We start from the raw sequence: 22,941 nt of genomic DNA on the forward strand, positions 1-22,941 counted from the left end.
AGCGCCACCGGCGAGGGCGCCGCGGGCGGCTGGCACTGGGCCATGAGCCAGTTGCCGCCGATGGACGACTTCTTCAAGGAAGCCGCCAAGGTGCAAAAGGGCATCGCCATCGACGAGCTGCGCCACGGCCCGCAGGAACTGGCCGGCATCTGCGACGATTACTCGCCGGACATGAACATTGACCTGCCCGAACTGTTCCGCGAGCTGCGCCACGCGCGTTACCTGGAAGTGCTGCAACGCAACGAGCAGTTCCTGTACCCGATGAGTGACGAGGAAATCGAGGTAATTCATCAGGAACTGATGAATGACGCCATCGAGCCGATCCACGTCTACTCGCAGGCCGCGTAGGCAACCTGCGCCGCCGAGGCGAAGTAGTCTGGGTACAAGGCCTCGCCGGCCGAGCCGTGGAGGCCCCGAAAAACCGCCTGCCGGGGTGTCCCTGGCAGGCGGTTTTTTGCTTGGTCATTACGTCACGCTCCAAGTAAGGACCGCGAACACGCAAGTGCCTGACTACGCCTTAGCCGCGCCGCGCGGCCAAAACGTCGTCGTCAGGTGACTTACCGGATCTGATATGAAGGTTCTGATCTATACCCTGCTGTCCCTGACAATCCCCTGTTCCGTCCACGCCAGCGACATACATAAGTGGCAGGACAAGGACGGACAGATACATTTTGGAGACAGGTCACCGGCCGAAACCGAGACTGAAATAATCACCATCACACCAGATATTTACCAAAGCCCCGCCGTTGAGGGTTTATCTCCGGCTTTCGGTACAGACGACGTGCGCCAGAATGGCGCAGGCAGCCAGCACAAGGTGGTGATGTACAGCACCAGTTGGTGTGGCTACTGCAAGAAAGCGCGGAGATATTTCGCAGAAAACGGCATTCCCTACGTGGACTACGATGTTGAGACCAGCGCCAAAGGGAAGCGAGATTACAGGAAGCTCGGTGCCCAAGGGGTGCCGGTGATACTGGTGGGCAACAAGCGCCTGAACGGTTTCTCGCAAGATTCATTCAACAAGATTTACAAGCTCAGATGAGAAGAACCAATCAGTCGTCAAACCGGACCGCTGCCCGCCGCCACCCGTCACGGTGAAGGGCAAACGCCAGTTCCCTCGAATCTGAACACCCCTTTCAACCGGCGTCCTCAGCCGCGCCGGGGCCATACCTCCAGAACGGAAAAATAGCGGTCATGCCACCTTTTCCCAGTCACCATGCAGTCGCGGTTCTGGTCCTGACGGTCATCGCCCTAATTTTGTTCACGCGGGAAAAGATTCCGTTGGAGACTTCAAGCCTGGGCATCCTGGCTTTACTGACGGTCGGCTTTGAATGGTTCCCGTATCAGAATGGCGAACAGCCCCTGCACGCCATCGATTTTTTCAGTGGCTTTGGTCACGAGGCACTGGTGGCGGTATGCGGGCTGATGATTATTGGCCACGGCATAGTACGCACCGGCGCCTTGGAGCCGGTCGGGCGCTTACTGGCGCGGATGTGGGTCCACAGCCCGCTCTTGTCGCTGTTGGCAACCCTGACGGTTGCGGGGCTGTTGAGCGCGTTTCTTAACAATACGCCCGTCGTGGTGCTGCTGTTGCCGATTCTGATCAGTGTTTCCATGCGCACGGGCACCAGCGCTTCGTCCATTCTCATGCCCATGGGCCTGTCAACCCTGGTCGGTGGCATGGCCACCACTATTGGCACGTCGACCAATCTTCTGGTTGTCAGTGTCGCTGCGGACCTGGGTCTGCGACGCCTGGACATGTTCGATTTCTTTCTGCCCGCTATCACGGCCGGTAGCCTCGGCATTCTCTACCTTTGGTTGATCGCACCCCGAATTCTTCCCGCGCGCGAGCCCATGATGGCGGATGTGTCGCCAAGAATATTCTCGGCCGATCTACATATTCCGGAAGACAGCGTTTCCGACGGCAGTTCGCTTGCCGAGCTGCTCAAGAAAACCGGCGGCAAAATGAAGGTACAGCGCATCCTGCGCGGTGAAAGTGTTCTGCTACCGCTGCCCGACATCATTATCAAGGCGGGCGATCAGTTACATGTCGAGGACACGCCGTCACAGCTGAAGGAATATCAACAGGTACTGGGGATAACACTGTTTTCAGGTGCGATGCAGGTGGACGAGGAACATCCCCTGGAGGCTGCCGACCAGCAGATAGCGGAAATTATCGTCGTGCAGGGATCGCCTTTGGTGAACCGCACTCTGAGCGGGTTTCGCTTCGCCGACCGTTATCGGCTGGTGACGATCGCATTGCACAAAGCCGGCATAAAAAAGCAGGCTCTGCGGGGAGACATCGGAAACATTCAACTGCAAATCGGCGACATCCTGCTGGTGCAGGGTGCTCGCGAGCAGATCGCCAATATCCGCCGCGAAGGCGATTTACTGGTGCTGGATGCCACCGCGGACGTGCCAACGACCAATAAGGCGCCAATTGCCCTGGGTATCATGGCGATGGTTATTCTGACCGCTGCATTCGGGCTATTGCCCATCGCTGTCGGTGCCATCGCCGGTGCCGTGCTGATGTTGATGTTCGGTGGCTTGACATGGCGCGACGTCGGCAATGCATTAAGCACGCCTGTCATCATGATCGTAGTGGTCAGCTTGGCACTCGGTCTGGCACTGACGCGAACCGGTGCAACCGAATTTCTCGCCGCTCTCTATCTCGCGTTAACCGACAGCATGTCGCCACGTTTCATTCTTTCCGGACTCATGCTGTTAATGGCGGCTTTGACCAATATCGTTTCCAACAATGCCGCTGCTGTCATCGGAACACCGGTGGCCATTTCAATTGCCAATTCACTTGGCTTGCCGGCAGAGGCTTTTGTGCTCGCGGTCCTGTTCGGCGCCAATATGAGTTACGCAACCCCCATGGCTTACAAAACCAATCTGCTGGTAATGAATGCCGGCAACTACACGTTTGGGGATTTTCTACGTGTCGGCCTGCCGTTAACCCTTATTATGTGGTTGGCTTTTAGCTGGCTGTTACCGCGCATGTACGGGTTTTGATGCCCGCGCCCATGTTGGCTCCGTACTAACAGCCCCCTGCGAGCTATCCGAGGAGAGTGCCATGGCGCGCGTCAAGCTGGTCAAGGATGCGGGTTCGGACGACCCTATTATCCAGGAGATATTTGATTGGGTCACCGAGATGGAAGGTGCTGTGCCCAGCCATTTCCATGTGGAGATGAATTTCCCGGAATACTTCAAAGCCAAGCTGGGATCGACCAGAATACTGTGGCAAATGGGCGAACTCACGCTGCCCGAAATTCAGCATGTCGGGATCGTTGTGTCCAAGGCCAACGGGTGCGCGTACTGCACGGCTGCTTTCTGTACGATATTGAACTACGGCCTGGATACGGACGAAAGTTATGTTAAGGACCTCATAACTGAAGGCAGTGGTGTCATCGAAGATGCTCGACTGAAAACGATACTCGCCTTTGCACTGAAAGCGAACAATGACCCGAAGCTGGTATCAGACCAGGACATGCAAGACCTGCGTGTCACCGGACTAACCGACAAAGGTATCGTTCAGTTGGTGCACCTGGTGAGTGACTTCTCATCCTACAACCGCCTGAACCTGGCGCTGCAAACGGACTACGACTACCGGGATATGTGGCGTACGGTCGCCTTCGGTTGGAATCCCGAATCCGGCGAACCGGCTGGGGACAATTCCCGTGGCCTTGGAAAGTAGTGTGCTCAGTCGCTGTGCCTGACTGACAGGTAGTGGCCGGTGAGCTCGAACACCCACCCACGGAGCCAGGCACCCAAAACCCGCCGATCCGGTGCGTAAGTAGCACGCCGGGGAACAGCGCGGCCATGTTGGCGGTTGGCGGCTTGTTCCCCTTGGGGTGCCCGTGGACGACTTGCGTCAGGCCTCGCCGAAGAAGTCCAGCACCAACTTGTTGAAGCGCGCGCTGTGCTCGATCTGCGTCCAATGGCCGCACTTGCCGAACATGTGCAGCTGGCTGTTGGGCAGCAGCTCGAACAGGCGCACCGAGTTGCTGAACGGCAGGATGCGGTCCTCGCGGCCGTGGATGATCAACGCCGGGGACTGGATTTTGGCGATGTCCTGCTCTGGGCTGGCCAGGGCGTCGATGGAATTCTGGCGTGGCGCCGGGAACATGCTGGCGTAGGCCTCCTGCACGCCCTCGCGCAGGCTCGCCTCGTAACGCAGGCGGGCCAGCTCGTCGCTGACCAGGCCGCGGTCGTAGGCGAACAGGTCGAGCATGGTGCGCATGTTCTCGAATGAGGGCGTGTAGCCCCAGGCGTAGTCAAGACCTTCGGTGAGCGGGAACTTCACGCCCGCCGCGCCCATAAGCACCATGCGGTTGACCCGCCCGGAGTGGCGGATGGCAGCGGCAAGCGACAGCGCGCCGCCGTAGGAATTGCCGACCAGATTGACCTTTTCCAGACCCAGCGCGTCGATGAAATCGACCAGGTGCTTGACCCATGTGTCCAGGTTGTACTGCACGCCGGCCGGCCGTTCGGTGTAGCCGAAGCCGAGCATGTCCGGCGCCAGCACGCGCACTTTCTGGGACAGCACCGGAAACGCCAGGCGCCAGTTGGAGAACGCGCTCACGCCCGGGCCGGAGCCGTGGATCAGCACCGTCGGGTAGCCCTCGCCGACGTCGTGGTAGTTGGTGTTAACGCCGCCGGCGTCGATCCACTTGCCGATTTCGGGATTGCTCATGGTGTGCTCACTCTGAATGAAGGGGATCGGCTAGCGGCCCAGTTCCTTGGCCGACTTGCCGGCGATACCCCAGTTGGTGTTGGGCACGTCGTTGATCAGGACGCGTACCGCCTCGGGCTTTGAACCGAGCACGCGGCAGACGGTTTCGGTCAGCTCGCGGATCAGGCCGAGCTTCTGCTCCTCGGTACGACCTTCGAGAATGTTGACTTGCAGAAATGGCATGGTGGCCCCCTCAGGCGAACTTGACCGAAATGGACCCCAGGTCCTGGTAGTGCACATGAATCACGTCACCGGCTTCAACCGCTACCGCGGCCGTGACGCCACCGGTCATGATGAAGCTGCCGGCCGGGATTTCCTGCCCCTTGGCGCCCAGCATATTGGCCAACATGGCCACGCTGGCGGCCGGGTGGCCCAATACCGCCGCGCCGCAGGACAAGCCCACAGCCTGGCCGTTTTTCTCCATCACCACGCCCAGCGTTTTCAGGTCCACGTCCGAGACATCGCGGCTGCGCCCGCCAGTGACGAAGCGGCACGATGAGCTGTTGTCGGCAATCACGCTGACCATGTCGAACTTGAAATCGCGAAAGCGCGAGTCAATCACTTCCAGCGCCGGAAGCACGAAATCGGTGGCCGCCAGCACGTTGCCGATGTGGATGCCGGGGCCCTTCAGGGGCGCCTTGGTGACGAAAGCGATTTCGGCTTCCACCTTGGGGTGGATCAGCTGCTTGATGTCGATGGTGCCGCCGTCCTCGACCGCGAAATAGTCGAACAGCAGGCCGTAACCGGGCTTGTCGACACCCATCTGGACCATCTTGGCGCGCGAGGTCAGGCCCATCTTGTAGCCGGCCAGCTTGATGCCGCGGGCGAACTTGCGATCGCGGATCGCCTCCATCACCAGATACGCGTCGGCGATGGTCATGTCCGGGTGATCGTCGGTGATCTTGGTGACGTCACGGGCTTCGAGCTCGGCCGTTTCCAGATGCTCTGCCAGCTTGGCGATCGTTGCCTTGTCGAGTGCCATGGTGAGTCCTTGTTAAGCGTGGGCGGCCTGCTCGCCGCGTTCGGCCAGCATGTCCAGCGCGATCGATTCGATCATGTCTTCCTGGCCAGCGACGGTCTTGCGACGCCCGCACTCGACCAGCAGGTCGCGCACCGAGATGCCGTAGCGGTCCGAGAAACGCTTCGCGTGCAGCAGGAAGGTGGAGTAGGTGCCGGCGTAACCGAGCGACAGCGAGTCGCGATCCACACGCACCGGCTGGTCCATGATCGGACGCACCACGTCTTCGGCCACGTCCATGATCTTGTACAGGCTGATGCCGGTCTCGATCTTGAGCCGATCGCATACCGCCACCAGGGTTTCGAGCGGCGTGTTACCGGCACCGGCGCCAAGACCCGCTGCCGATCCGTCGATGCGGTTGGCCCCGGCGTCGATGGCGGCCAGCGAGTTGGCAACCGACATCGACAGATTGTTGTGGGCGTGGAAACCCAGTTCGACATTCGGCGCCAGGTTGGCGCGCAGCAGGCCGACCTTGGCCGCTACGTCGTCCGGCAGCATGTAGCCGGCCGAGTCGGTCACGTAGATGCAGGTGGCGCCGTAGGATTCGAACAGCTTGGCCTGTTCCAGGATTTTCTCCGGGCTGACCATGTGCGCCATCATCAGGAAGCCGACCGCGTCCAGGTTCAGCTTGCGCGCAAGACCAATGTGCTGTTCGCCACAGTCGGCCTCGGTGCAGTGCGTGGCTACGCGGATGCAGGACACGCCAAGGTCGGCCGCCATGCGCAGGCCGTCCACGGTGCCGATGCCCGGCACCAGCAGACAGGACACCTTGGCCTGCTTCAGATGGGGCACGGTGGCTTTCAGATATTCCTCATCCGAGTGCAGGCCGAAGCCGTAGTTGATGGAGGTGCCGTCCAGGCCGTCGCCGTGGGTGACCTCGATCATCGGCACGCCGGCCTCGTCCAGCGCCGAGGCGATGGCGGTCATCTGTTCCAGGGTGATCTGCTGGCGCTTGGCGTGCATGCCGTCGCGCAGGCACATGTCGTGCAGGGTGACCTTGCGGCCTTTCAAGTCTTTAAGGGCCATGCGGGTGTCCTCGTCAGGCGGCGGCGGTCTTGTACTGGGCCGGCTTGAAACTGCCGGCGATGATCTCGTCGGCGATCATCTCGGCGGTACGGGTGCCGGCGGCGGTCATGATGTCCAGGTTGCCGGCGTATTTGGGCAGGTAGTCACCCAGGCCCTCGACCTCGACGAAAATCGAAACCCGGTTGCCGTCGAACACGATGTTGTGCACGAGACGGTAGCCGGGCACGTATTTCTGTACTTCCGCAATCATCTCTTTAACCGATGCCTGGATGGCATCCTCGTCTGGGACGGTCTCAGTCAGGCAGTGGATGGTGTCGCGCATGATCAGCGGCGGCTCAGCCGGGTTCAGGATGATGATGGCCTTGCCCTTGCGGGCGCCGCCCACCACCTCGATACCCTTGGACGTGGTGCGGGTGAACTCGTCGATGTTCTTGCGCGTGCCGGGGCCGGCCGACTTGGAGGCCACGGTGGCAACAATCTCGCCGTATACGACCGGCTGCACCCGGCTGACTGCGTACACCATCGGAATGGTGGCCTGGCCACCACAGGTGACCATGTTGACGTTCATCTCGCGCTTGCCCAGGTGATCCTTGATATTCACCGGCGGCACGCAGAACGGGCCGATGGCGGCCGGCGTCAGATCTATCATCACCACGCCGCGCGAGGTCAGCTTGTCGGAGTTTTCCTTGTGTACGTAGGCCGAGGTGGCGTCGAATGCAATCTGGATGTTGTCCTCGGCCAGGTGCGGCAACAGGCCGTCCACGCCCTCGTGGGTGGTCTTCATGCCGGCCTCGCGCGCCTTGCGCAGGCCGTCGGAGTCGGGGTCGATGCCGACCATCCAGGCCGGATTCAGCACCTTGCTGCGCTTGAGCTTGAACATGAGGTCGGTACCGATGTTGCCCGACCCGATGAGAGCGCAGTTGATTTTCATAGGGGGTTCCTCGACAGGCCTGGGAAGGGCCAGGATGCCGCCGCCCAACGGCGATCGGCCCGGATCGCACGATTCGGACCCGCTATGGTACCGGGCCGGCAGCATGGCCTACAAGGCACGCACTTTGCGCGACCGGGCTGTCGCAGGATACTCGTCGATCCACTTCGGAACCGCCCTCGACCGCAGGAGCCACCCATGAGCAACAACCCCTACCACTGCCATCGTTTCGAAGGCCAGGTTGCTGTGGTCACCGGCTCCGCGCAGGGCATCGGGCGCGCCACGGCAAGGCGTTTGGCGGCCGAGGGTGCGCGGGTGATCGTGGCCGACCGCGCCGAACCCCAAGCCAGGACTGTGCGCGATGAAATTCGCGCCGCTGGCGGCCAGGCCGAGGTGGTCCTGGCGGATCTGGAAACCTGGGCTGGCGCGCAGCAACTTGCGGACGGTGCGCTGGCCGCCTACGACCGTATCGATGTGCTGGTCAACAACGTTGGCGGCACCATCTGGGCGCGTCCGTACTGGGAATATGCCCCGGAAGAAATCGAAAAAGAGGTCCAGCGCTCGCTGTGGCCGACGTTGTGGACCTGCCGGGCAGTGATCCCGCACATGGTGGAGCGCCGCGCCGGCGCCATCGTGAATGTTGGCTCGACCGCCACGCGGGGTGTTTACCGGGTGCCGTACACCGCCAGCAAAGGCGGCGTGCATGCCATTACCGTTTCGCTGGCCTACGAACTGGCCGAATTCGGCGTGCGGGTGAACTGCATCGCTCCGGGTGGCACCGATGTCGGGCAGCGCGCCATCCCGCGTGCACCAGCGCCGCCGACCGAGCGCGACCAGCAGTGGATGCAAGGCGTCATGGATCAGACCCTGCAGGACACGTTCATCAAACGCTTCGCCACGCCCGACGAGCAGGCTGCAGCGATCTGCTTCCTCGCTTCGCCAGAGGCGTCCTACCTGACCGGCTACGTGCTGCCGGTGAGCGGCGGCACGCCCATTTGAAACGCTGACACGATCCTGCCTTGGGTATCCGGGCTCACGCTGCGCCCGGGCCCGCGGGCAACGCGGACTAGGTCAGCCTTACCCCGATGCCTGGCGTCACTCCTTGAGGGTCTCGCTCAGACCGCGCCAACGATTGACCAGGTCGTGGCGGATATCGAACAGGTCCAGCACGCGCCCGACGGTGTGGGTAACCATGTCGTCGAGCGAGGTGAGCTCGGCGTAGAAGGCCGGCACCGGCGGAAAAATGATGCCACCCATCAGGGTCACCGCCTCCATGTTGCGGATGTGTGCCAGGTTCAGCGGCGTCTCGCGCGTGACCAGCACCAGCTTGCGGCGTTGCTTGAGGATCACATCGGCGGCGCGCGAAATGAGGTTGTCCGAGTAACCGTGCGCGACGGAGGCCAGGGTCTTCATCGAGCACGGCACGATCACCATGCCCTGCGTGATGAACGATCCGGACGCAATGCTGGCGCCAATGTCCTTGACGTTGTGAACCACGTCGGCGACGGCCTCGAAGTCCGGGCGCTCGCGGCGCAGTTCCTGGCGGGCCGTGAGCACCGCCGCGGATGACATCACCAGATGCGTTTCGATGTCGCCAAGCGCGCGCACCTGGCGCAGCAACTCGTAGGCGTATACGACGCCGGTGGCGCCGGTGACGCCCACGATCAGACGTTTTTTCATGTTCCCCCCTCGCTTGCAAAGCTGCTGGCCGGCTAACGCCGCAGCGCCTGCACCGCCCGCTCCAGACCTTCGACCGTGAGCGGGTACATGCGGTCTTCCAGCAGCTCGCGTACCAGACCGATGGACGGAATATAGCCCCAGTCAGCCTGCTGCTCGGGATTCAGCCATGCCGCCGAAGGGTAGGTGTCGACCAGGCGGCGCAGCCAGACGGCGCCAGCCTCGTCGTTGCGATGCTCCACGCTGCCGCCGATATGGGTGACCTCGTAGGGCGCCATGGACGCGTCGCCGACAAAAATCACCTTCCAGTCCCGCCCGTACTTGCGCAGCACGTCCCAGGTGGCAAAACGCTCGGCGTGGCGGCGCGCATTGCTGCGCCACAGGCGCTCGTAGACACAATTATGGAAATAGAAATATTCGAGGTGCTTGAACTCGGCCCGCGCGGCCGAGAACAGCCGCTCGCACTGGCGCACGTGTGGGTCCATGGATCCGCCGACGTCCAGGAACAACAGCACCTTGACCCGGTTACGCAACTCGGGGCGCATCTGCAGGTCCAGATAACCGCGCCGGGCGGTGCCGCGGATTGTGGCGTCCAGGTCCAGTTCCTCGGCCACGCCATCGCGCGCCAGCTTGCGCAGACCCTTCAGAGCCACCTTGATGTTGCGGGTGCCCAGTTCGACCTGGTTGTCGAGATCACGAAACTGCCGCGCTTCCCATACCTTGGCCGCGCGCTTGTGACCACTCTCGCCGCCAATGCGCACCCCTTCCGGGTGGTAGCCGCCGTTGCCAAAGGGCGAGGTTCCGCCGGTGCCAATCCATTTGCTGCCACCCTCGTGACGGCCTTTCTGTTCGGCCAGGCGTTGGCGCAGCGTCTCCAGCAGGGCATCCAGGCTGCCCAGCGATTGCAGCTTGGCCTTCTCCTCTTCGCTGAGCAGTTTTTCGATTTCCTTGCGCAGCCAGTCGTCGGGAAGCACGCCGCCGAGCTGCTCGAAGGCGATCTCGGCGCCGCGAAAATAGGCCGCGAACACGCCATCGAAGCGATCGTAGAACTTCTCGTCCTTAACCAGCGCGCACCGCGCCAGGTGATACATCCCCTCTGCGCTGCGTGGCGGCACGTCATGGCTGAGGGCTTCCAGAAAGGTCAGGTACTCACGCACGCTGACCGGGATGCCGGTGCCGCGCAGTGCCTGCAGGAATGTGGCGAACATTGCTAGCAGCCGGCCCAGATCAACGAGCAGCTCATTAGGGCAACATGCGGCCGAAGTGGCTGGCGTAGGAACCGCCGTCCACCAGCAGGGTAAACCCGGTGATGTAGCTGGCGTAGTCGGAGGCCAGAAACAGAAAGCCCTCGGCAATCTGCTCCGGCTGTGCCGCGCCCATCGGCAGGCCGGCGGCGGCGACGCTGGTAAATGTTGCCAGATCGATGCCCTGCATGGCCATGCTGCGTTCGGCGCCGGGTGTCAGCGTGAACCCCGGTTGCACGGCGCAGACACGGATGCCGTCGCGGGCGTGCAAGGTAGCGGTCGTTTTCACCAGCATCTCCTGCGCGCCCTTGGCAGCGCCATAAGCAGGAATGATGGCCGGATGCGCATAAGCACCGTAATCCCCGAACAGCGCCGAACTGGTAGTCAGCAGTACACCGCCGCCACCCGCCTTCAAGTGCGGAATGGCGGCCTGGAAGGTGTACAGCGTGCCAGCGGCCAGCACCTCCCACTCGCGGCGGAATTGCTCGGGCGTCAATCCGACCACATCCGGGTGAGCAGCAGCGACAAACGGCGTATTGAGCGCAATGTCCAACCCGCCCAGCGTCTGCGCCGCGGCGTCCACCGTGCGGCGGACCTGCTCCGGGTCGGTGATATCCACGCCGAAACTGGGCCCCGCGCCGATGGCTGACGCGGTGGCGGCGGCAGCGGCGACATTGATATCGGCCACGGCCACGGCCGCGCCCTGCGCGGCAAACAGCTTGGCCGTGGCGGCGCCGATACCCGAGCCAGCACCGATCACCAAGGCCCGTTTACCCGCGAGCAGGTCCATCGTCCCGACCTCAGGCATACAGCAATCCGCCATCCAGGAGGATGGTGGCACCGTTGATGAAACGAGCGTGCTCACTGAGCAGAAAGGCCACACTGCGGGCCACTTCCTGTGCCGTGCCGGCGCGGCCGAGCGGTATCTTGGCAGCGGTGCGGGCGAATACGTCGTCGGTAATTCCCCCCACCGCGCCACGTTGCGCGCACCAGGCACGCATGGCCGGCGTGTCGATTAGCCCCAGATATGCCGCGTTCACGCGTATCCCACGGCCTACACCCTCCAGGGCCAAGGCCTTGGTGAGCGGGCCGAGCGCGGCCAGCGCGCCACCGGCAAGCCCGGAGTCCGGACTGCTGGCGAGTCCCCACACGCTACCGAGAAAACACACCGCGCCAGGCGCCGCCAGTCCGGCCAGAGCAGCGCGCCCGATGGCAGCGGTCAACGCGCCGTGGCGGGCGGCCAGTGCGGCGAACTGTGCGGTATCCCAGTCCTTGGGCAGAATCGCCTCCAGCTGTGGCGCGGGCCCGACTATGGCGTCTAGCCCACCGAATGCTTGCTGCGCCGCCGCAAACGCCCCGTCCACGCCCTGCGCTTGGCCATCGAAGGGTCCGTTACCGTCCGGCCCGGCTCTCCATACTTGCGCACCTTCGGCCGCCAGGCTGGCTGCGAGCGCCGCTCCCATGCCATCGCCAGCGTCAAATACCAGACAACGTTTGCCGTTCAGCAGTGCCATTTGTCCTCCAGGCCAGCGGGCGTCCTAGCGACCCTCGCGCCGGTGCAGGAACACCAGCTTCTCGAACAGATGCAGGTCCTGCTCGTTCTTGAGCAGGGCACCATACAGCGGCGGCAGGTTGGTCTTGATGTCCGCGCTGCGCAAGGTCTCGGCCGGAATATCCTCGGCCAACAGCAACTTGATCCAGTCCAGCAGCTCCGAAGTCGACGGCCGCTTGGTCAGGCCCGGCGTGTCGCGCAGTTCGAAGAACGTCCCCAACGCCGCCGCCAGCAACTCGCGCTTGAGGCCCGGGAAATGGGTCTCGACAATCCGGCCCATGGTGTCGGCATCCGGAAAGCGGATGTAGTGGAAAAAACAACGCCTCAGGAACGCGTCAGGCAAGTCTTTTTCGTTGTTGGACGTAATGATGACGATCGGCCGGCGTTGGGCGCATACCGTCGCCTTCGTCTCGTAGACATGGAACTCCATACGGTCCAGTTCCAGCAGCAGGTCGTTCGGGAATTCGATGTCCGCCTTGTCGACCTCGTCGATCAGCAACACCGGTGTCTGGTCGGCCTCGAACGCCTCCCACAGCTTGCCTCTGATGATGTAGTTACCGATGTCGTGCACGCGCGCGTCGCCGAGTTGCGAGTCACGCAAACGGGCGACCGCGTCATACTCGTAAAGGCCTTGCTGCGCCTTGGTGGTGGACTTGATGTGCCACTCGATCAGCGGCTTGCCCAGCGCCCGCGCCACCTCCACCGCCAACATCGACTTGCCGGTACCAGGCTCGCCCTTGATGAGCAGGGGTCTTTCCAGCGTGATGGCGGCATTCACCGCCAAGGTCAGATCGTCAGTGGTGACGTAGCGGTCAGTACCGTTGAAGCGGTCGGTCATGGGGCATCCGGGACATTTGACAAGGCAGGCCTAGCATCGCATGTCAAAACACATTTTTGGTGCAACCGTATGGAATTGCCCTGTCCGCAGTGCCTCTAGATAAAGAGTTGCCGTTGCGGCGGCGATATAAGCTGATCGCTTGCCTTGATCTGGATGGCAGATCGCCGCTTGGCACCGTCAACCCCGACGACCTCAATGACCTTCTCCTCCAAAAGGTTATCAATTGACTCACGGTAGATGTTGGCCGAAGCGGGTGAGTCGTTGAATCTTGTCCTGCTATTCGAACACTTCGCCTGAGATCAAGATCCAGCGCTTGGGGCAGGGATACCTGAAAATAGTGAATATTAAGAAAGCTTTATTGAATTTTTGCACGCGCGAGCGACCAGCTTCGCGAACTCACGTCAATTGCCGTCCACAAAGGCTTGCGGTGAAATGACCCGCCCCCGCATGCCCGCATCCTGGAGCAGCAGCTTGTCGCCTGTCACTAGGAGCATATCTGTTCGTGCGGCGAGCAAATCCCACAATAAATGGTCACCTGGATCGGGCGCGGGTGGAGCGACCACTGGTGTCAGCACGATCGCGTTCTGGGCGAGATCGGTCAAGATAGTCTCGACTTCAGCAACTGTCAGACCATGCAGCTTGCGCACGCGCGTTCGCACGAGCACCGCGTGGTATTCGGCCAGCAGGGCCTCGGACAAAACAAACGAAAACGCGGCGGCAAGCATGCCGTCCAGGATGCGGGCGACGGGCGACCTGTGGTGCGCGGTCAGCAAACCGGCCACTACAACGTTGGTGTCGACAATGACCGTTGGCCGACTCACGGCTTGCGGCGTACCGCTTTAAGCTGTTCTTGGGCTACGGCCTGGGCCTGTTCTTCGGTCAGTTTGCTGCCCGCGCGAGCCCGGCGCACCAGCTCGCGTGCATGATCCCGCGACTTGATGCCGTAGAAATCCAGACTTTCGTCGATGAGTTGCCCGATGGTTTTGTCGCGCTGCGCGGATGCTGCCTTGAGCGCCCGGTAACGGGCCTCCGAAAGGGTAATGGTTAGACGGCTCATATCAGTCTCACATTGGTGCTTTATCACCAATATGTTAACCCACCGAACAATGAACGCCTCACGCTACGCCTGGGATCAGTAACGGCAAACTCAGCTGACTCGTACAGGCTCCGCGCGCCAACACATGTTGCCGCCTGCTACACGTTGAAACGAAAGTGCACCACGTCGCCGTCCTTGACCAGATATTCCTTGCCTTCGAGGCGCCACTTGCCCGCCTCGCGGGCACCGGCTTCGCCGTTGCAGGCGATGAAGTCGTCGTAGGCAATCACTTCGGCGCGGATGAAGCCACGCTCAAAGTCCGTGTGGATGACCGCAGCGGCCTGCGGGGCGGTGGCGCCCTGGTGTACGGTCCAGGCACGCACTTCCTTTACGCCGGCCGTGAAATAGGTTTGCAGGCCCAGCAGGCGATAGCCGGCACGAATGACCCGGTCCAGGCCTGGCTCATCCAGGCCAAGATCGGTCAGGAAGTCACCCCGCGCGGCCGGGTCCAGCTGCGCCAGTTCAGCCTCGATGGCCGCGCTTACCGCCACCACCTCGGCACCCTCGGCCCGCGCGTGCTGCTGCACACGGTCCAACAGGGGGTTGTCGGTGAAGCCATCCTCGGCGACGTTGGCGATGTACACGACCGGCTTGTCGGTGAGCAGGTGCAGCTCGTCCAGTGGCGCTGATTCATCCGCGGACAGGCGCAGGCTGCGCACCGGTTTTGCGGTATCCAGGCAGGCCCGTACCCGCTCCAGCAAAGCCTGCTCGGCCAAGGCCGTCTTGTCGCCGGTCTTGGTGCGCTTGCCGACACGCTGCAGGGCGCGCTCGACCGTTTCCAGGTCGGCCAGCGCCAGCTCGGTATCAATGATCTCAATATCGCGCAGCGGATCGACGCCACCGGCCACGTGCACCACGTCGTCATCCTCGAAGCAGCGCACCACGTGGGCGATGGCCTCGGTCTCGCGGATGTTGGCCAGGAACTGGTTGCCCAGGCCCTCGCCCTTGGAAGCACCCGCCACCAGACCCGCGATGTCGACGAAGGTCATGCTGGTCGGTACCACTTTTTGCGGTTTGACGATGGCCGCGAGCCGGTCAAGCCGCGGATCCGGCATGGCGACAATGCCGACGTGCGGATCAATGGTGCAGAACGGATAGTTCTCGGCCGCGATGTTCGCCTGCGTAAGGGCGTTGAAGAGCGTCGATTTGCCGACGTTCGGCAGGCCGACGATGCCGCAGCGAAAACCCATGGCGCGATTCCTGGAACGAGAGCGAGTTAACAGGCGTCCGCGGGTGGCGGACGGGTATTGAGCAATTGCATTACCGGCGCTGTCTCACCGGCCAGCAGGCGCGGCAGCACGGCAAGTGCGCTGTCGATGGCGTCCTCGATGAGCCGCGCCTGATCAGCGGGTGGTGCCCCGAGCACGTAGGGCGTGACCAGTGCCGCGGCGCCGGGATGGCCGATACCGACCCGCAGGCGCAGGAACGCGGGCGAATTCAGCGCCCCGATGGTACTGCGCAGGCCATTGTGTCCACCGTGACCACCGCCGGATTTCAGGCGGATGTCGCCCGGTGCCAGGTCGAGTTCGTCATGCACGACCAGCACGTGTTCGGCCGGGATGCGGTAGTAGGCGGCCAGCGCCTGCACCGCGCGCCCGCTATCGTTCATGAAGGTCAGGGGCTTGAGCAGCCGCACGTCGCCGCGGCTGCGATGCAGGATGCCGATTTCACCGTGAAAGCGGCTGTCCGCCTTCAGGGCCAGGTGCTCGGACGACAGCAGGCGGTCCAGAAAGGCAAAGCCCGCGTTGTGCCGGGTGTTGGCATAACGCGGGCCCGGATTGCCCAGCCCTGCAATGAGTTCGATCACGACTGAATCCCGGCCCTGGGCAGGGCCGGGGCAGATTCAGGCGTTCTCGTCATCGGTGGCCGCGGGGGCAGCACCCGGTTCCGCTTCCCCTGGTTCGGCTTCCTGCTTGCGTGGGGGATGGATGGCGACCACGGGCAGATCATGATCGTGGCCGAAGGCCAAGGCTGGAATGGTCACACCCGACGGCAATATCAGGTCAGACAGATGCAGCGACTGATCAATTTCGAGGCCGCTGATGTCCACCGCGATGAATTCCGGCAAGTCCTTGGCCAGGCACTCGATTTCCACTTCCGGCATCACGTGGGACACCACGCCGCCGCTCTGCTTGACACCAGGCGCGGTCTCCTCACCCAGGAAGTGCAAAGGCACGGTCATGCGCAGCTTGCGGTCGGCGCTCACGCGCAGGAAGTCCAGATGCATCACCTGCTGCTTGTAGGGATGCATCTGAACGTCACGCAGGATGACCTGTTCGCTGCGATCGCCCACATCAAGCGTCAACACATGGGAATGGAAGGCTTCCCGCTTCAGGTGGTGATAGATGTTGTTGTGATCCAGCGTGACTACGCTGTTGGCCTGCTCGCCACCGTAGATGATCGCCGGCACTCGACCGGCGCGGCGCAGCCGGCGCGTCATCGCGGTGCCTAGGCCGCTGCGCGGCTCGGCAGTGATCTGAAACTCATTTTCCATGACCGGGACTCTATGATAAGGATGGAAGGCGCCACAGCCCCCGCAGCCGGGCCGGCCGGCCACGTACGGCTGCAAAAAACGGAACGCGAAATGGTACTACAGGTCAGCCAGTGGGCGATCCCTCAACCCATAAGCAGCGTGCTGACCGAATCCTCGTCGCTGATGCGGCGCATGGTCTCGGCCAGTAGTTCGGCAATGCTCAGCTGACGTATCCGCGGACAGGCCCTGGCCTCGTCGCGCAACGGCAGCGTATCGGTCACCACCAGTTCGTCCAGGCTGCTGTTCATGATGTTGTCCACCGCCTTGCCGGACAGCACCGGGTGCGTGACGTAGGCCACTACCCGAACGGCGCCGTTCTGCTTGAGGGCGTCGGCGGCCTTGCCCAGCGTGCCGGCGGTGTCGACCAGATCGTCGATCATGATGCAGGTCCGCCCATCGACGTCGCCGATGATGTTCATCACCTGCGACTGATTGGCGCGCGGCCGGCGTTTGTCGATGATCGCTAGGTCGGCGTCATCGAGGTGTTTGGCCAGTGCCCGTGCCCGTACCACGCCGCCGACATCCGGCGACACCACCATCAGGTTGTCATAGCGGTGGCGCCAGACATCGCCCAGCAGCACCGGCGAGGCGTAAACGTTATCGATGGCAATGTCGTAAAAGCCCTGTATCTGGTCGGCATGCAGGTCCACGGTCAGCACGCGGTCGGTGCCGGCGGCGGCGATCATCTTGGCCACCACCTTGGCGGAGATTGGCACCCGCGCGCCCAGCATGCGCCGGTCCTGGCGCGAGTAGCCCATGTACGGCATGACTGCCGTAATGCGTGACGCGGACGCCCGCCGCATGGCGTCGACCATGATCAGCAGCTCCATCAGGTTCTCGTCGGTGGGCACACCGGTGGACTGGACGATGAACACGTCCTTGCCACGCACGTTGTCGATCACCTCGACCTGCACCTCGCCATCGCTGAAGCGGCCCGCCACTACCTTGCCCAGGGGCTGGCCCAGGTAGTGGGCAATGGACGCCGCGAGCTTTGGGCAGGCCGTGCCCGAGAACACCATCATGCCGCCGTAGGCCATCGAGTCCCCTAATGAGTGATGTGCTATGCAAAATGGCTGGGGTGCCAGGATTCGAACCTGGGTATGCGGGAATCAAAATCCCGTGCCTTACCGCTTGGCGACACCCCACTAGAACTTGTGATCAATCGTCCAGCAAAGGATGGTGATTCAAACCCTGGACCACCCAGCCGCGCCACGGCGCCGGTAGCAGGCTCAGGGTCCGGGCAGCCGACTCATAGCCTTCGAAACGGGCGAACAGGCAACCGCCGGTGCCGGACAGGTGCGCCTCACCAAACTCGCTGAGCCAACAATACGCCGCATCGATAACCGGATACAGGGCGCGGACTACGGCCAGGCAGTCGTTGCCGGAAAAACCGCTGCGATAAGCGGAAATTGTCACGGGCGCGCTATTACGTGTCAATTTCGGGTGTTTGAAAACGCTCGCCGTGGACACCGCCACGCCGGCGTCGACGATCAGATACCAGGGCTGATCGAGGTCAATCGGCGTCAGCCGCTCACCAACGCCTTCCGCCCACGCGGCGCGACCCATAACGAACACCGGCACATCGGCGCCGAGGGTCAGGCCGAGCGCTGCCAGCTGCGGGCGCGGCAGGTCCAGCCGCCACAGGCGGTTCAGCGCCAGCAACGTGGTCGCGGCGTCGGAACTGCCACCGCCCAGACCGCCGCCCATCGGAATGCGCTTGAGCAGACTGATGTCCGCCCCCAAACTGCACGCTGTGTGCGCCTTTAACGCCCGTGCGGCGCGCACACAAAGATCGTCGGCCGGCGCCACCCCGGGCAACGGATCGATGCGGCGCAGTTCACCGTCCCGGCGCACTGCACAGCGCAGCTCGTCATACAGATTTACAAACTGAAACACTGTCTGCAGGGAGTGGTAGCCGTCCGATCGGCGGCCCAGGATGCGCAGAAACAGATTGAGCTTGGCCGGTGCCGGCCATGACCGGCCCGCGTCAGGGAGCATGTTCTCCCGGCATCCAGCGCTTGATGGCCAGCCGCAGCTCAAAGTCACCCCGGTTCGCCCTCAGCTTGCTTGGCAGCACCCACGGCGGCACCGATTGATACTCCAGGTAGCGAATCTCCCAGCCGTCCTGGCGCAACAGGGCAAGCCGGTTGTCGGCGTCAAGTTGCCGGGTCTGCACCTCGCCCGGTGCTGGCCGGCCAAGTACCCAGTAACGCAGGCTGGCCATGGGCAAGGGCGTGTCCGGGAGGGCGTCGGCAAGCAGGACGTTGGCGTTAGCGGCTTCTATCGGCGGCAATTCCGAGCGCTCCAGCCGGGCGCCGCCGATGTTCTCGGTCAGGCGCAGCGCGCCGCGACCCAGTGCGCCATGCACGCGCAGATCAAAGCCGTCGCTGGCCTGCCACCAGCGCACGCTGCCGCTGGCGGACTCGCGCGGACTCTTGAGCGCCAGCCTGCCCTGCAGGCCCCAGGTATCGAGCAGGTCCAAAGCCGCCATGCGATCGGGCCACAGCGTGGCCGGCCCGGTGGGCACGCTGGGCCCGCGACCGGCACAGCCGGCCAGGGTGACCGCCAGCAGCAACGCTGCCCAGCGCATCATCACGGGGCGAGCTTGGTCTTCAGGCTGAGCAGGCGCGCGTCCTGCGGCGATTTGGCCAGGCCCTCGGCCAGTACCTTGCGCGCCTCATCGCCACGACCCAGCGCATGCAGCACCTCAGCCAGATGGGCATAGACCTCGGCGTCTGGCAGCTGGCTCAGCGCCCGCCGCAGATGGGTTTCGGCGCCAGCGAGATCACCCTTTCGGTAAAGCACCCAGCCCAGGCTGTCCAGGATGTACGGGTTGTCGGGTGACTGACTGAGCGCCCGGCTGATCAACTCGTGCGCCTCATCCAGGCGCTCGCCGTGGTCGGCCAGGGTATAGCCCCAGGCATTCAGCGCGTTGGCGTTCTTCGGATCAATCTCAAGGATGCGCCGAAGGTCACGCTCCATTTCCAGGCGCCGCTCGAGTTTTTCCAGCACCATTGATCGGGCAAACAGCAAGTCCAGATTGTCGGGGTTATCCTGCAGCGCGCTGTTGATCAGCGCCTCTGCCTGCTGCGCCCGGCTGCCGTCCACCAACAGGTCAATTTGCGCCAACAACAGGCGCATGCTCTCGCTTTCGTCAGCATCGCCGGCCTCACTGAGCAGTGCCAGGGCAGGGTCCAGTTGGCCCTGCGCCGCCAGCAGCTCGGCACGGCGCAGCAGGGCATCAGTGCGGTGTTCGCCCGCCATCACGCGGCCATACCAGGCCAACGCCTGCTGTGGCTGGCCGGCGTCGTCCGCCAGCTTGCCAAGATAAAAGTGCGCCTTGTCGGCCTGCTCGGCTTCACCGCTAAGTTTGAGCAAACGCTGACGTGCCACCTTGCGGTCGCCCATCTGACCGGCCAGCAGCGCCGCCGCCAGCTGCGCCTCGACGTTACCCGGCTCCTGCATGAGCACCGCCTCGAAGGCGGCCCTGGCCGCTGGATACTCCTTGCCGTCGACCAGCGCGCGAGCCAGTGCAAAACGTGCCGGAACATCCTTGGGATTCTTCTTCAGATAGCCCTTCAGCAACTCGGCGGCGGGCTGCCACTGGCCACTCTGGTGCAGGACCTGCGCACGCAACTTCAAGGCCTGTTCGGAGTCCGGCTGCAAGGCGAGCAACCGCGCCGAAGCGCTGTCGGCGCGTTGCGCCTGACCCAGCCCGGCGGCGGCCACGGTATAGGCAAACAAGGCTTCGACATCGTCGGGCCGGCTCTCCAGCAACTCGTCCAGCACACCAAACAGGGCCTCTGGCTCCACGTTCTGATTGAGCAGCCGGACCAGATTCAAGTAGTCCTGACGATTCCGAAAGGGTTTTAGCGTCAGCAGTCGGCTCAGATGCACCCGAGCCGCATCGCGGTTGCCGCGTTGCAGTTCCAGACCGGCCAGCAGCTGCGCCGGATCGGCATTGTTCGGCTCCAGTCTCTGCCAGGCTTCGGCCGCCACGATGGCCGACGGCGCGTCCTGTCCGTACAGTGCCGCCTGCACGGCGCGCCGGGCAAGACCGGCGTGGCCGGCCTGAACAGCAGCGGCGGTATACTGGGCCGAAGCGTAGGCGTAGTCACCGCTGATAGCTGCCAGGTCGGCAACCAGCAAGGCAAAAATCACCTCGTCACGGGCAACATCGCGCAGCGCGGGCGCCGGTGAGGACGTAGGCGGTACATGACTCACCGCGCAGCCGAGCAGGGTCAGCCCGGCGACCAGGCCGGCAAGAATCCTGAGCGAGTTTGTAAACCGCAATTCTGGACAGTTGCAGAACTTCCCAACCAAGCGAGTGCGCATACCGCGTAGGACCCAATGAACGGGACTTCAGTTCCCGGCGCCCGCCTGGTGCGGGCTCGTACATGTTTGTTGGCTATTATGCGCCCGCCGTCTGCCTGCGCTACCTGACCCGCCGGCCAGCCCTCCCATGCAATTACTTGCTCTCGGCATCAATCATCACACCGCACCCATCGATGTGCGAGAGCGCGTGGCGATCCTGCCGGAGCGCCTGGAACCACAGCTGCGCTCGCTGCTGACTCAGCCGGACGTCGCCGAGGCCAGCCTGTTATCCACCTGCAACCGAACCGAGCTGGTGGTCGCCCTGAGGCAGCCGGAATCCGGCAGCGCGCTTGAGTGGTTCCGTGACGCCTGCCAGGGCTTGCGCCAACCGGTGGACCCTTACCTGGCCATCTTTCACGGACCTCTGGCGGCGCGTCACATGTTTCGCCTGGCCGGTGGACTCGATTCGCTGGTGGTCGGCGAGCCGCAGATCCTGGGCCAGCTGAAGGAATCCTACGACCTGGCCCACCGCGTGGGGGGCGTCGGCAAGTGGCTCGGTCGCGCCTACCAGCAAGCCTTTGCCGTCGCCAAGCGTATCCGCACCGATACCGCCATCGGCGCGAGTCCAGTGTCGGTGGCCTTCGCTGCGGTGACCCTCGCGCGGCAAATCTTCGGCGACCTTGGCGAGCACTCGGCGCTGATCATCGGCGCCGGCGACACCGCGGAGCTGACCCTGCGCCACCTGCACGGCCAGGGTGTGAAGCGCATTACCATCGCCAATCGCACGCTCGCCCGCGCTCAGCAACTGGCAGCACCTTATGGCGCTCAGGCAGTGCCCCTGACCGCGGTACCGTCGGTGCTGGAACGCGCCGACATCGTCCTGTCATCAACCAACAGTGAGCTGCCGATCCTCGGTAAAGGCACCATCGAAAGTGCCCTCAAGGCGCGGCGCCGCCGCCCGATGTTCCTGGTCGATCTGGCCGTGCCGCGCGACATCGAACCGGAGGTCGCCAGCCTGCGTGACGTGTACCTGTACACCGTGGACGACTTGCGTGGCGTGGTACAGGAAGGTCTGCAGTCGCGCCAGGCCGCGGTCGGCGAGGCCGAACGCATCGTCGACGCCCAGGTCGACGCCTACGTCGAGTGGTGCAACGCGCAGCAAGCGGTGCCGCTGGTCAAGGCGCTGCGCGGCGGCATGCTGCGCACGCGCGATGCGGAAATCGAACGCGCCCTGGCCGACCTGCGCCGTGGCCGCCCGCCCGAACAGGTGCTGCAACGCCTGGCGCACGACCTGACCAACAAACTTGCCCACGGCCCGTCGGTGCGGATCCGCCGTGCCGGCGAACAGGGCGACGCCGCCCTGCTGGAAGCCGCCCGCCGCCTGCTGGGCTTTGACGAGAGCCAATGAAACCGTCAATCGAAAACCGCCTGCGGGCCGCCAGCGAGCGCCACCAGGAACTGACCGTGCTGCTGGGCGACCCGACCCTGGCCAGTGACGGTCAGCGTTACGCCACGCTGGCCCGCGAGCATTCCGAACTGACGCCCACCACTGACAGCTACCAGCGGTATCTGGACACCCTGGCCGCGCTGGACGAGGCGCGGGCCATCGCCACCGGCAGCGATGCCGAAATGCGCGAACTGGCCCAGCAGGAACTGACAGAACTCCAGCAGCGCCTGGCCGACACCGAGGCCGAGTTGCAGCGCCTGCTGCTGCCGGCCGACCCGGACGACCGGCGCAACATCTTTCTGGAAATCCGCGCCGGCACCGGCGGCGACGAAGCGGCGCTGTTTGCCGGCGACCTGCTGCGCATGTACCTGCGCTATGCGGAAACCCAGGGCTGGCAGTGCGAGGTCGTTAGCGCCCACCCGGGCGAGCACGGCGGCTACAAGGAAGTCATCGTGCGGGTGGAGGGCCGCGGCGTGTACGCGCGCCTGAAGTTCGAATCCGGCGGTCATCGTGTGCAGCGCGTGCCGGTCACCGAG

General features: G+C 63.5%; 26 protein-coding genes and 1 tRNA gene. 7 read left to right on the forward strand and 20 right to left on the reverse strand.

What is annotated here, in order from left to right; all coding sequences use genetic code 11:
* The 4 genes from ABZF37_RS07970 to ABZF37_RS07985 form a co-directional block, all read left to right on the forward strand.
* The coding region (locus ABZF37_RS07970) for a hypothetical protein (RefSeq protein WP_372718638.1) at window positions 1–348 on the forward strand (348 nt) is incomplete at its 5' end.
* A 223-nt stretch (window positions 349–571) separates the two neighbouring features.
* A complete protein-coding gene (locus ABZF37_RS07975; protein ID WP_372718641.1) occupies window positions 572–1,039 on the forward strand; it encodes a glutaredoxin domain-containing protein in 468 nt (155 codons plus the stop codon).
* Window positions 1,040–1,191: 152 nt separating this feature from the next.
* Complete coding sequence (locus ABZF37_RS07980) at window positions 1,192–3,012, forward strand: SLC13 family permease (protein WP_372718643.1); 1,821 nt, start codon at window positions 1,192–1,194, stop codon at window positions 3,010–3,012.
* A 61-nt stretch (window positions 3,013–3,073) separates the two neighbouring features.
* Window positions 3,074–3,694 carry a carboxymuconolactone decarboxylase family protein gene (locus tag ABZF37_RS07985; RefSeq protein WP_372718645.1) on the forward strand — a complete coding sequence of 207 codons (621 nt, stop codon included), beginning with the start codon at window positions 3,074–3,076 and terminating at the stop codon, window positions 3,692–3,694.
* Window positions 3,695–3,871: 177 nt separating this feature from the next.
* Here ABZF37_RS07985 and ABZF37_RS07990 read toward each other — a convergent pair whose 3' ends face one another.
* The 5 genes from ABZF37_RS07990 to ABZF37_RS08010 are packed head-to-tail and all read right to left on the reverse strand — an operon-like array spanning window position 3,872 to window position 7,707.
* Complete coding sequence (locus ABZF37_RS07990) at window positions 3,872–4,693, reverse strand: alpha/beta fold hydrolase (RefSeq protein WP_372718647.1); 822 nt, start codon at window positions 4,691–4,693, stop codon at window positions 3,872–3,874.
* 30 nt (window positions 4,694–4,723) lie between these two features.
* The gene (locus ABZF37_RS07995) at window positions 4,724–4,915 is read right to left on the reverse strand and encodes a 4-oxalocrotonate tautomerase family protein (protein WP_068804596.1); all 192 of its coding nucleotides are present in this window, start codon (window positions 4,913–4,915) and stop codon (window positions 4,724–4,726) included.
* A gap of 10 nt (window positions 4,916–4,925) precedes the next feature.
* Window positions 4,926–5,714 (reverse strand): 2-oxo-3-hexenedioate decarboxylase, encoded by a 789-nt coding sequence (dmpH, locus tag ABZF37_RS08000; protein WP_372718650.1) that lies wholly within the window; start codon window positions 5,712–5,714, stop codon window positions 4,926–4,928.
* Window positions 5,715–5,726: 12 nt separating this feature from the next.
* Complete coding sequence (gene dmpG, locus ABZF37_RS08005) at window positions 5,727–6,776, reverse strand: 4-hydroxy-2-oxovalerate aldolase (RefSeq protein WP_372718652.1); 1,050 nt, start codon at window positions 6,774–6,776, stop codon at window positions 5,727–5,729.
* Between the two features lie 13 nt (window positions 6,777–6,789).
* The gene (locus tag ABZF37_RS08010; RefSeq protein ID WP_372718654.1) at window positions 6,790–7,707 is read right to left on the reverse strand and encodes an acetaldehyde dehydrogenase (acetylating); all 918 of its coding nucleotides are present in this window, start codon (window positions 7,705–7,707) and stop codon (window positions 6,790–6,792) included.
* Between the two features lie 195 nt (window positions 7,708–7,902).
* On the opposite strand from ABZF37_RS08010, the gene ABZF37_RS08015 reads away from it, so the two are divergent.
* A complete protein-coding gene (locus ABZF37_RS08015) occupies window positions 7,903–8,703 on the forward strand; it encodes a 1,6-dihydroxycyclohexa-2,4-diene-1-carboxylate dehydrogenase (protein WP_372718656.1) in 801 nt (266 codons plus the stop codon).
* 96 nt (window positions 8,704–8,799) lie between these two features.
* On the opposite strand, the gene ABZF37_RS08020 is transcribed toward ABZF37_RS08015, so the two are convergent.
* From ABZF37_RS08020 to ABZF37_RS08090, 15 genes are all read right to left on the reverse strand, one after another.
* A complete protein-coding gene (locus tag ABZF37_RS08020; protein ID WP_372718658.1) occupies window positions 8,800–9,384 on the reverse strand; it encodes a UbiX family flavin prenyltransferase in 585 nt (194 codons plus the stop codon).
* 32 nt (window positions 9,385–9,416) lie between these two features.
* Window positions 9,417–10,589 carry a VWA domain-containing protein gene (locus ABZF37_RS08025; protein ID WP_372718660.1) on the reverse strand — a complete coding sequence of 391 codons (1,173 nt, stop codon included), beginning with the start codon at window positions 10,587–10,589 and terminating at the stop codon, window positions 9,417–9,419.
* Window positions 10,590–10,623: 34 nt separating this feature from the next.
* Window positions 10,624–11,433, reverse strand: a complete 810-nt coding sequence (locus tag ABZF37_RS08030; RefSeq protein ID WP_372718662.1) for an SDR family NAD(P)-dependent oxidoreductase — start codon at window positions 11,431–11,433, stop codon at window positions 10,624–10,626.
* Window positions 11,426–12,139, reverse strand: a complete 714-nt coding sequence (locus tag ABZF37_RS08035; protein ID WP_372718664.1) for an SDR family oxidoreductase — start codon at window positions 12,137–12,139, stop codon at window positions 11,426–11,428. Before ABZF37_RS08035 ends, ABZF37_RS08030 begins: the two co-directional genes overlap by 8 nt.
* Window positions 12,140–12,163: 24 nt before the next feature.
* Window positions 12,164–13,015 carry an AAA family ATPase gene (locus ABZF37_RS08040; protein ID WP_372718666.1) on the reverse strand — a complete coding sequence of 284 codons (852 nt, stop codon included), beginning with the start codon at window positions 13,013–13,015 and terminating at the stop codon, window positions 12,164–12,166.
* Between the two features lie 401 nt (window positions 13,016–13,416).
* Complete coding sequence (locus ABZF37_RS08045; RefSeq protein ID WP_372718668.1) at window positions 13,417–13,836, reverse strand: putative toxin-antitoxin system toxin component, PIN family; 420 nt, start codon at window positions 13,834–13,836, stop codon at window positions 13,417–13,419.
* The gene (locus ABZF37_RS08050; protein WP_372718670.1) at window positions 13,833–14,072 is read right to left on the reverse strand and encodes a CopG family transcriptional regulator; all 240 of its coding nucleotides are present in this window, start codon (window positions 14,070–14,072) and stop codon (window positions 13,833–13,835) included. The genes ABZF37_RS08045 and ABZF37_RS08050 overlap by 4 nt, the downstream gene beginning before the upstream one ends.
* A gap of 137 nt (window positions 14,073–14,209) precedes the next feature.
* Complete coding sequence (gene ychF, locus ABZF37_RS08055) at window positions 14,210–15,301, reverse strand: redox-regulated ATPase YchF (RefSeq protein WP_372718672.1); 1,092 nt, start codon at window positions 15,299–15,301, stop codon at window positions 14,210–14,212.
* Window positions 15,302–15,327: 26 nt separating this feature from the next.
* The gene (gene pth / locus ABZF37_RS08060) at window positions 15,328–15,918 is read right to left on the reverse strand and encodes an aminoacyl-tRNA hydrolase (protein ID WP_372718675.1); all 591 of its coding nucleotides are present in this window, start codon (window positions 15,916–15,918) and stop codon (window positions 15,328–15,330) included.
* 36 nt (window positions 15,919–15,954) lie between these two features.
* Complete coding sequence (locus ABZF37_RS08065) at window positions 15,955–16,605, reverse strand: 50S ribosomal protein L25/general stress protein Ctc (RefSeq protein WP_372718677.1); 651 nt, start codon at window positions 16,603–16,605, stop codon at window positions 15,955–15,957.
* 122 nt (window positions 16,606–16,727) lie between these two features.
* On the reverse strand, window positions 16,728–17,666 hold the full coding sequence (locus ABZF37_RS08070) for a ribose-phosphate pyrophosphokinase (protein ID WP_372718689.1): 939 nt from the start codon (window positions 17,664–17,666) through the stop codon (window positions 16,728–16,730).
* A gap of 48 nt (window positions 17,667–17,714) precedes the next feature.
* Window positions 17,715–17,789, reverse strand: a tRNA-Gln gene (locus ABZF37_RS08075).
* 13 nt (window positions 17,790–17,802) lie between these two features.
* Entirely contained in the window at window positions 17,803–18,642 is an 840-nt protein-coding gene (ispE, locus tag ABZF37_RS08080; protein WP_372718679.1) for a 4-(cytidine 5'-diphospho)-2-C-methyl-D-erythritol kinase, read from the reverse strand.
* On the reverse strand, window positions 18,632–19,237 hold the full coding sequence (lolB, locus tag ABZF37_RS08085) for a lipoprotein insertase outer membrane protein LolB (RefSeq protein ID WP_372718681.1): 606 nt from the start codon (window positions 19,235–19,237) through the stop codon (window positions 18,632–18,634). Before lolB ends, ispE begins: the two co-directional genes overlap by 11 nt.
* Window positions 19,237–20,937 carry a tetratricopeptide repeat protein gene (locus ABZF37_RS08090; protein WP_372718683.1) on the reverse strand — a complete coding sequence of 567 codons (1,701 nt, stop codon included), beginning with the start codon at window positions 20,935–20,937 and terminating at the stop codon, window positions 19,237–19,239. The genes lolB and ABZF37_RS08090 overlap by 1 nt, the downstream gene beginning before the upstream one ends.
* Window positions 20,938–21,106: 169 nt before the next feature.
* On the opposite strand from ABZF37_RS08090, the gene hemA reads away from it, so the two are divergent.
* A complete protein-coding gene (gene hemA, locus ABZF37_RS08095) occupies window positions 21,107–22,366 on the forward strand; it encodes a glutamyl-tRNA reductase (protein WP_372718685.1) in 1,260 nt (419 codons plus the stop codon).
* The coding region (locus ABZF37_RS08100; RefSeq protein ID WP_372718687.1) for a PCRF domain-containing protein at window positions 22,363–22,941 on the forward strand (579 nt) is incomplete at its 3' end. The genes hemA and ABZF37_RS08100, both read left to right, overlap by 4 nt.

It is taken from the genome of Immundisolibacter sp., assembly GCF_041601295.1.
Classification (GTDB): Bacteria; Pseudomonadota; Gammaproteobacteria; order Immundisolibacterales; family Immundisolibacteraceae; genus Immundisolibacter.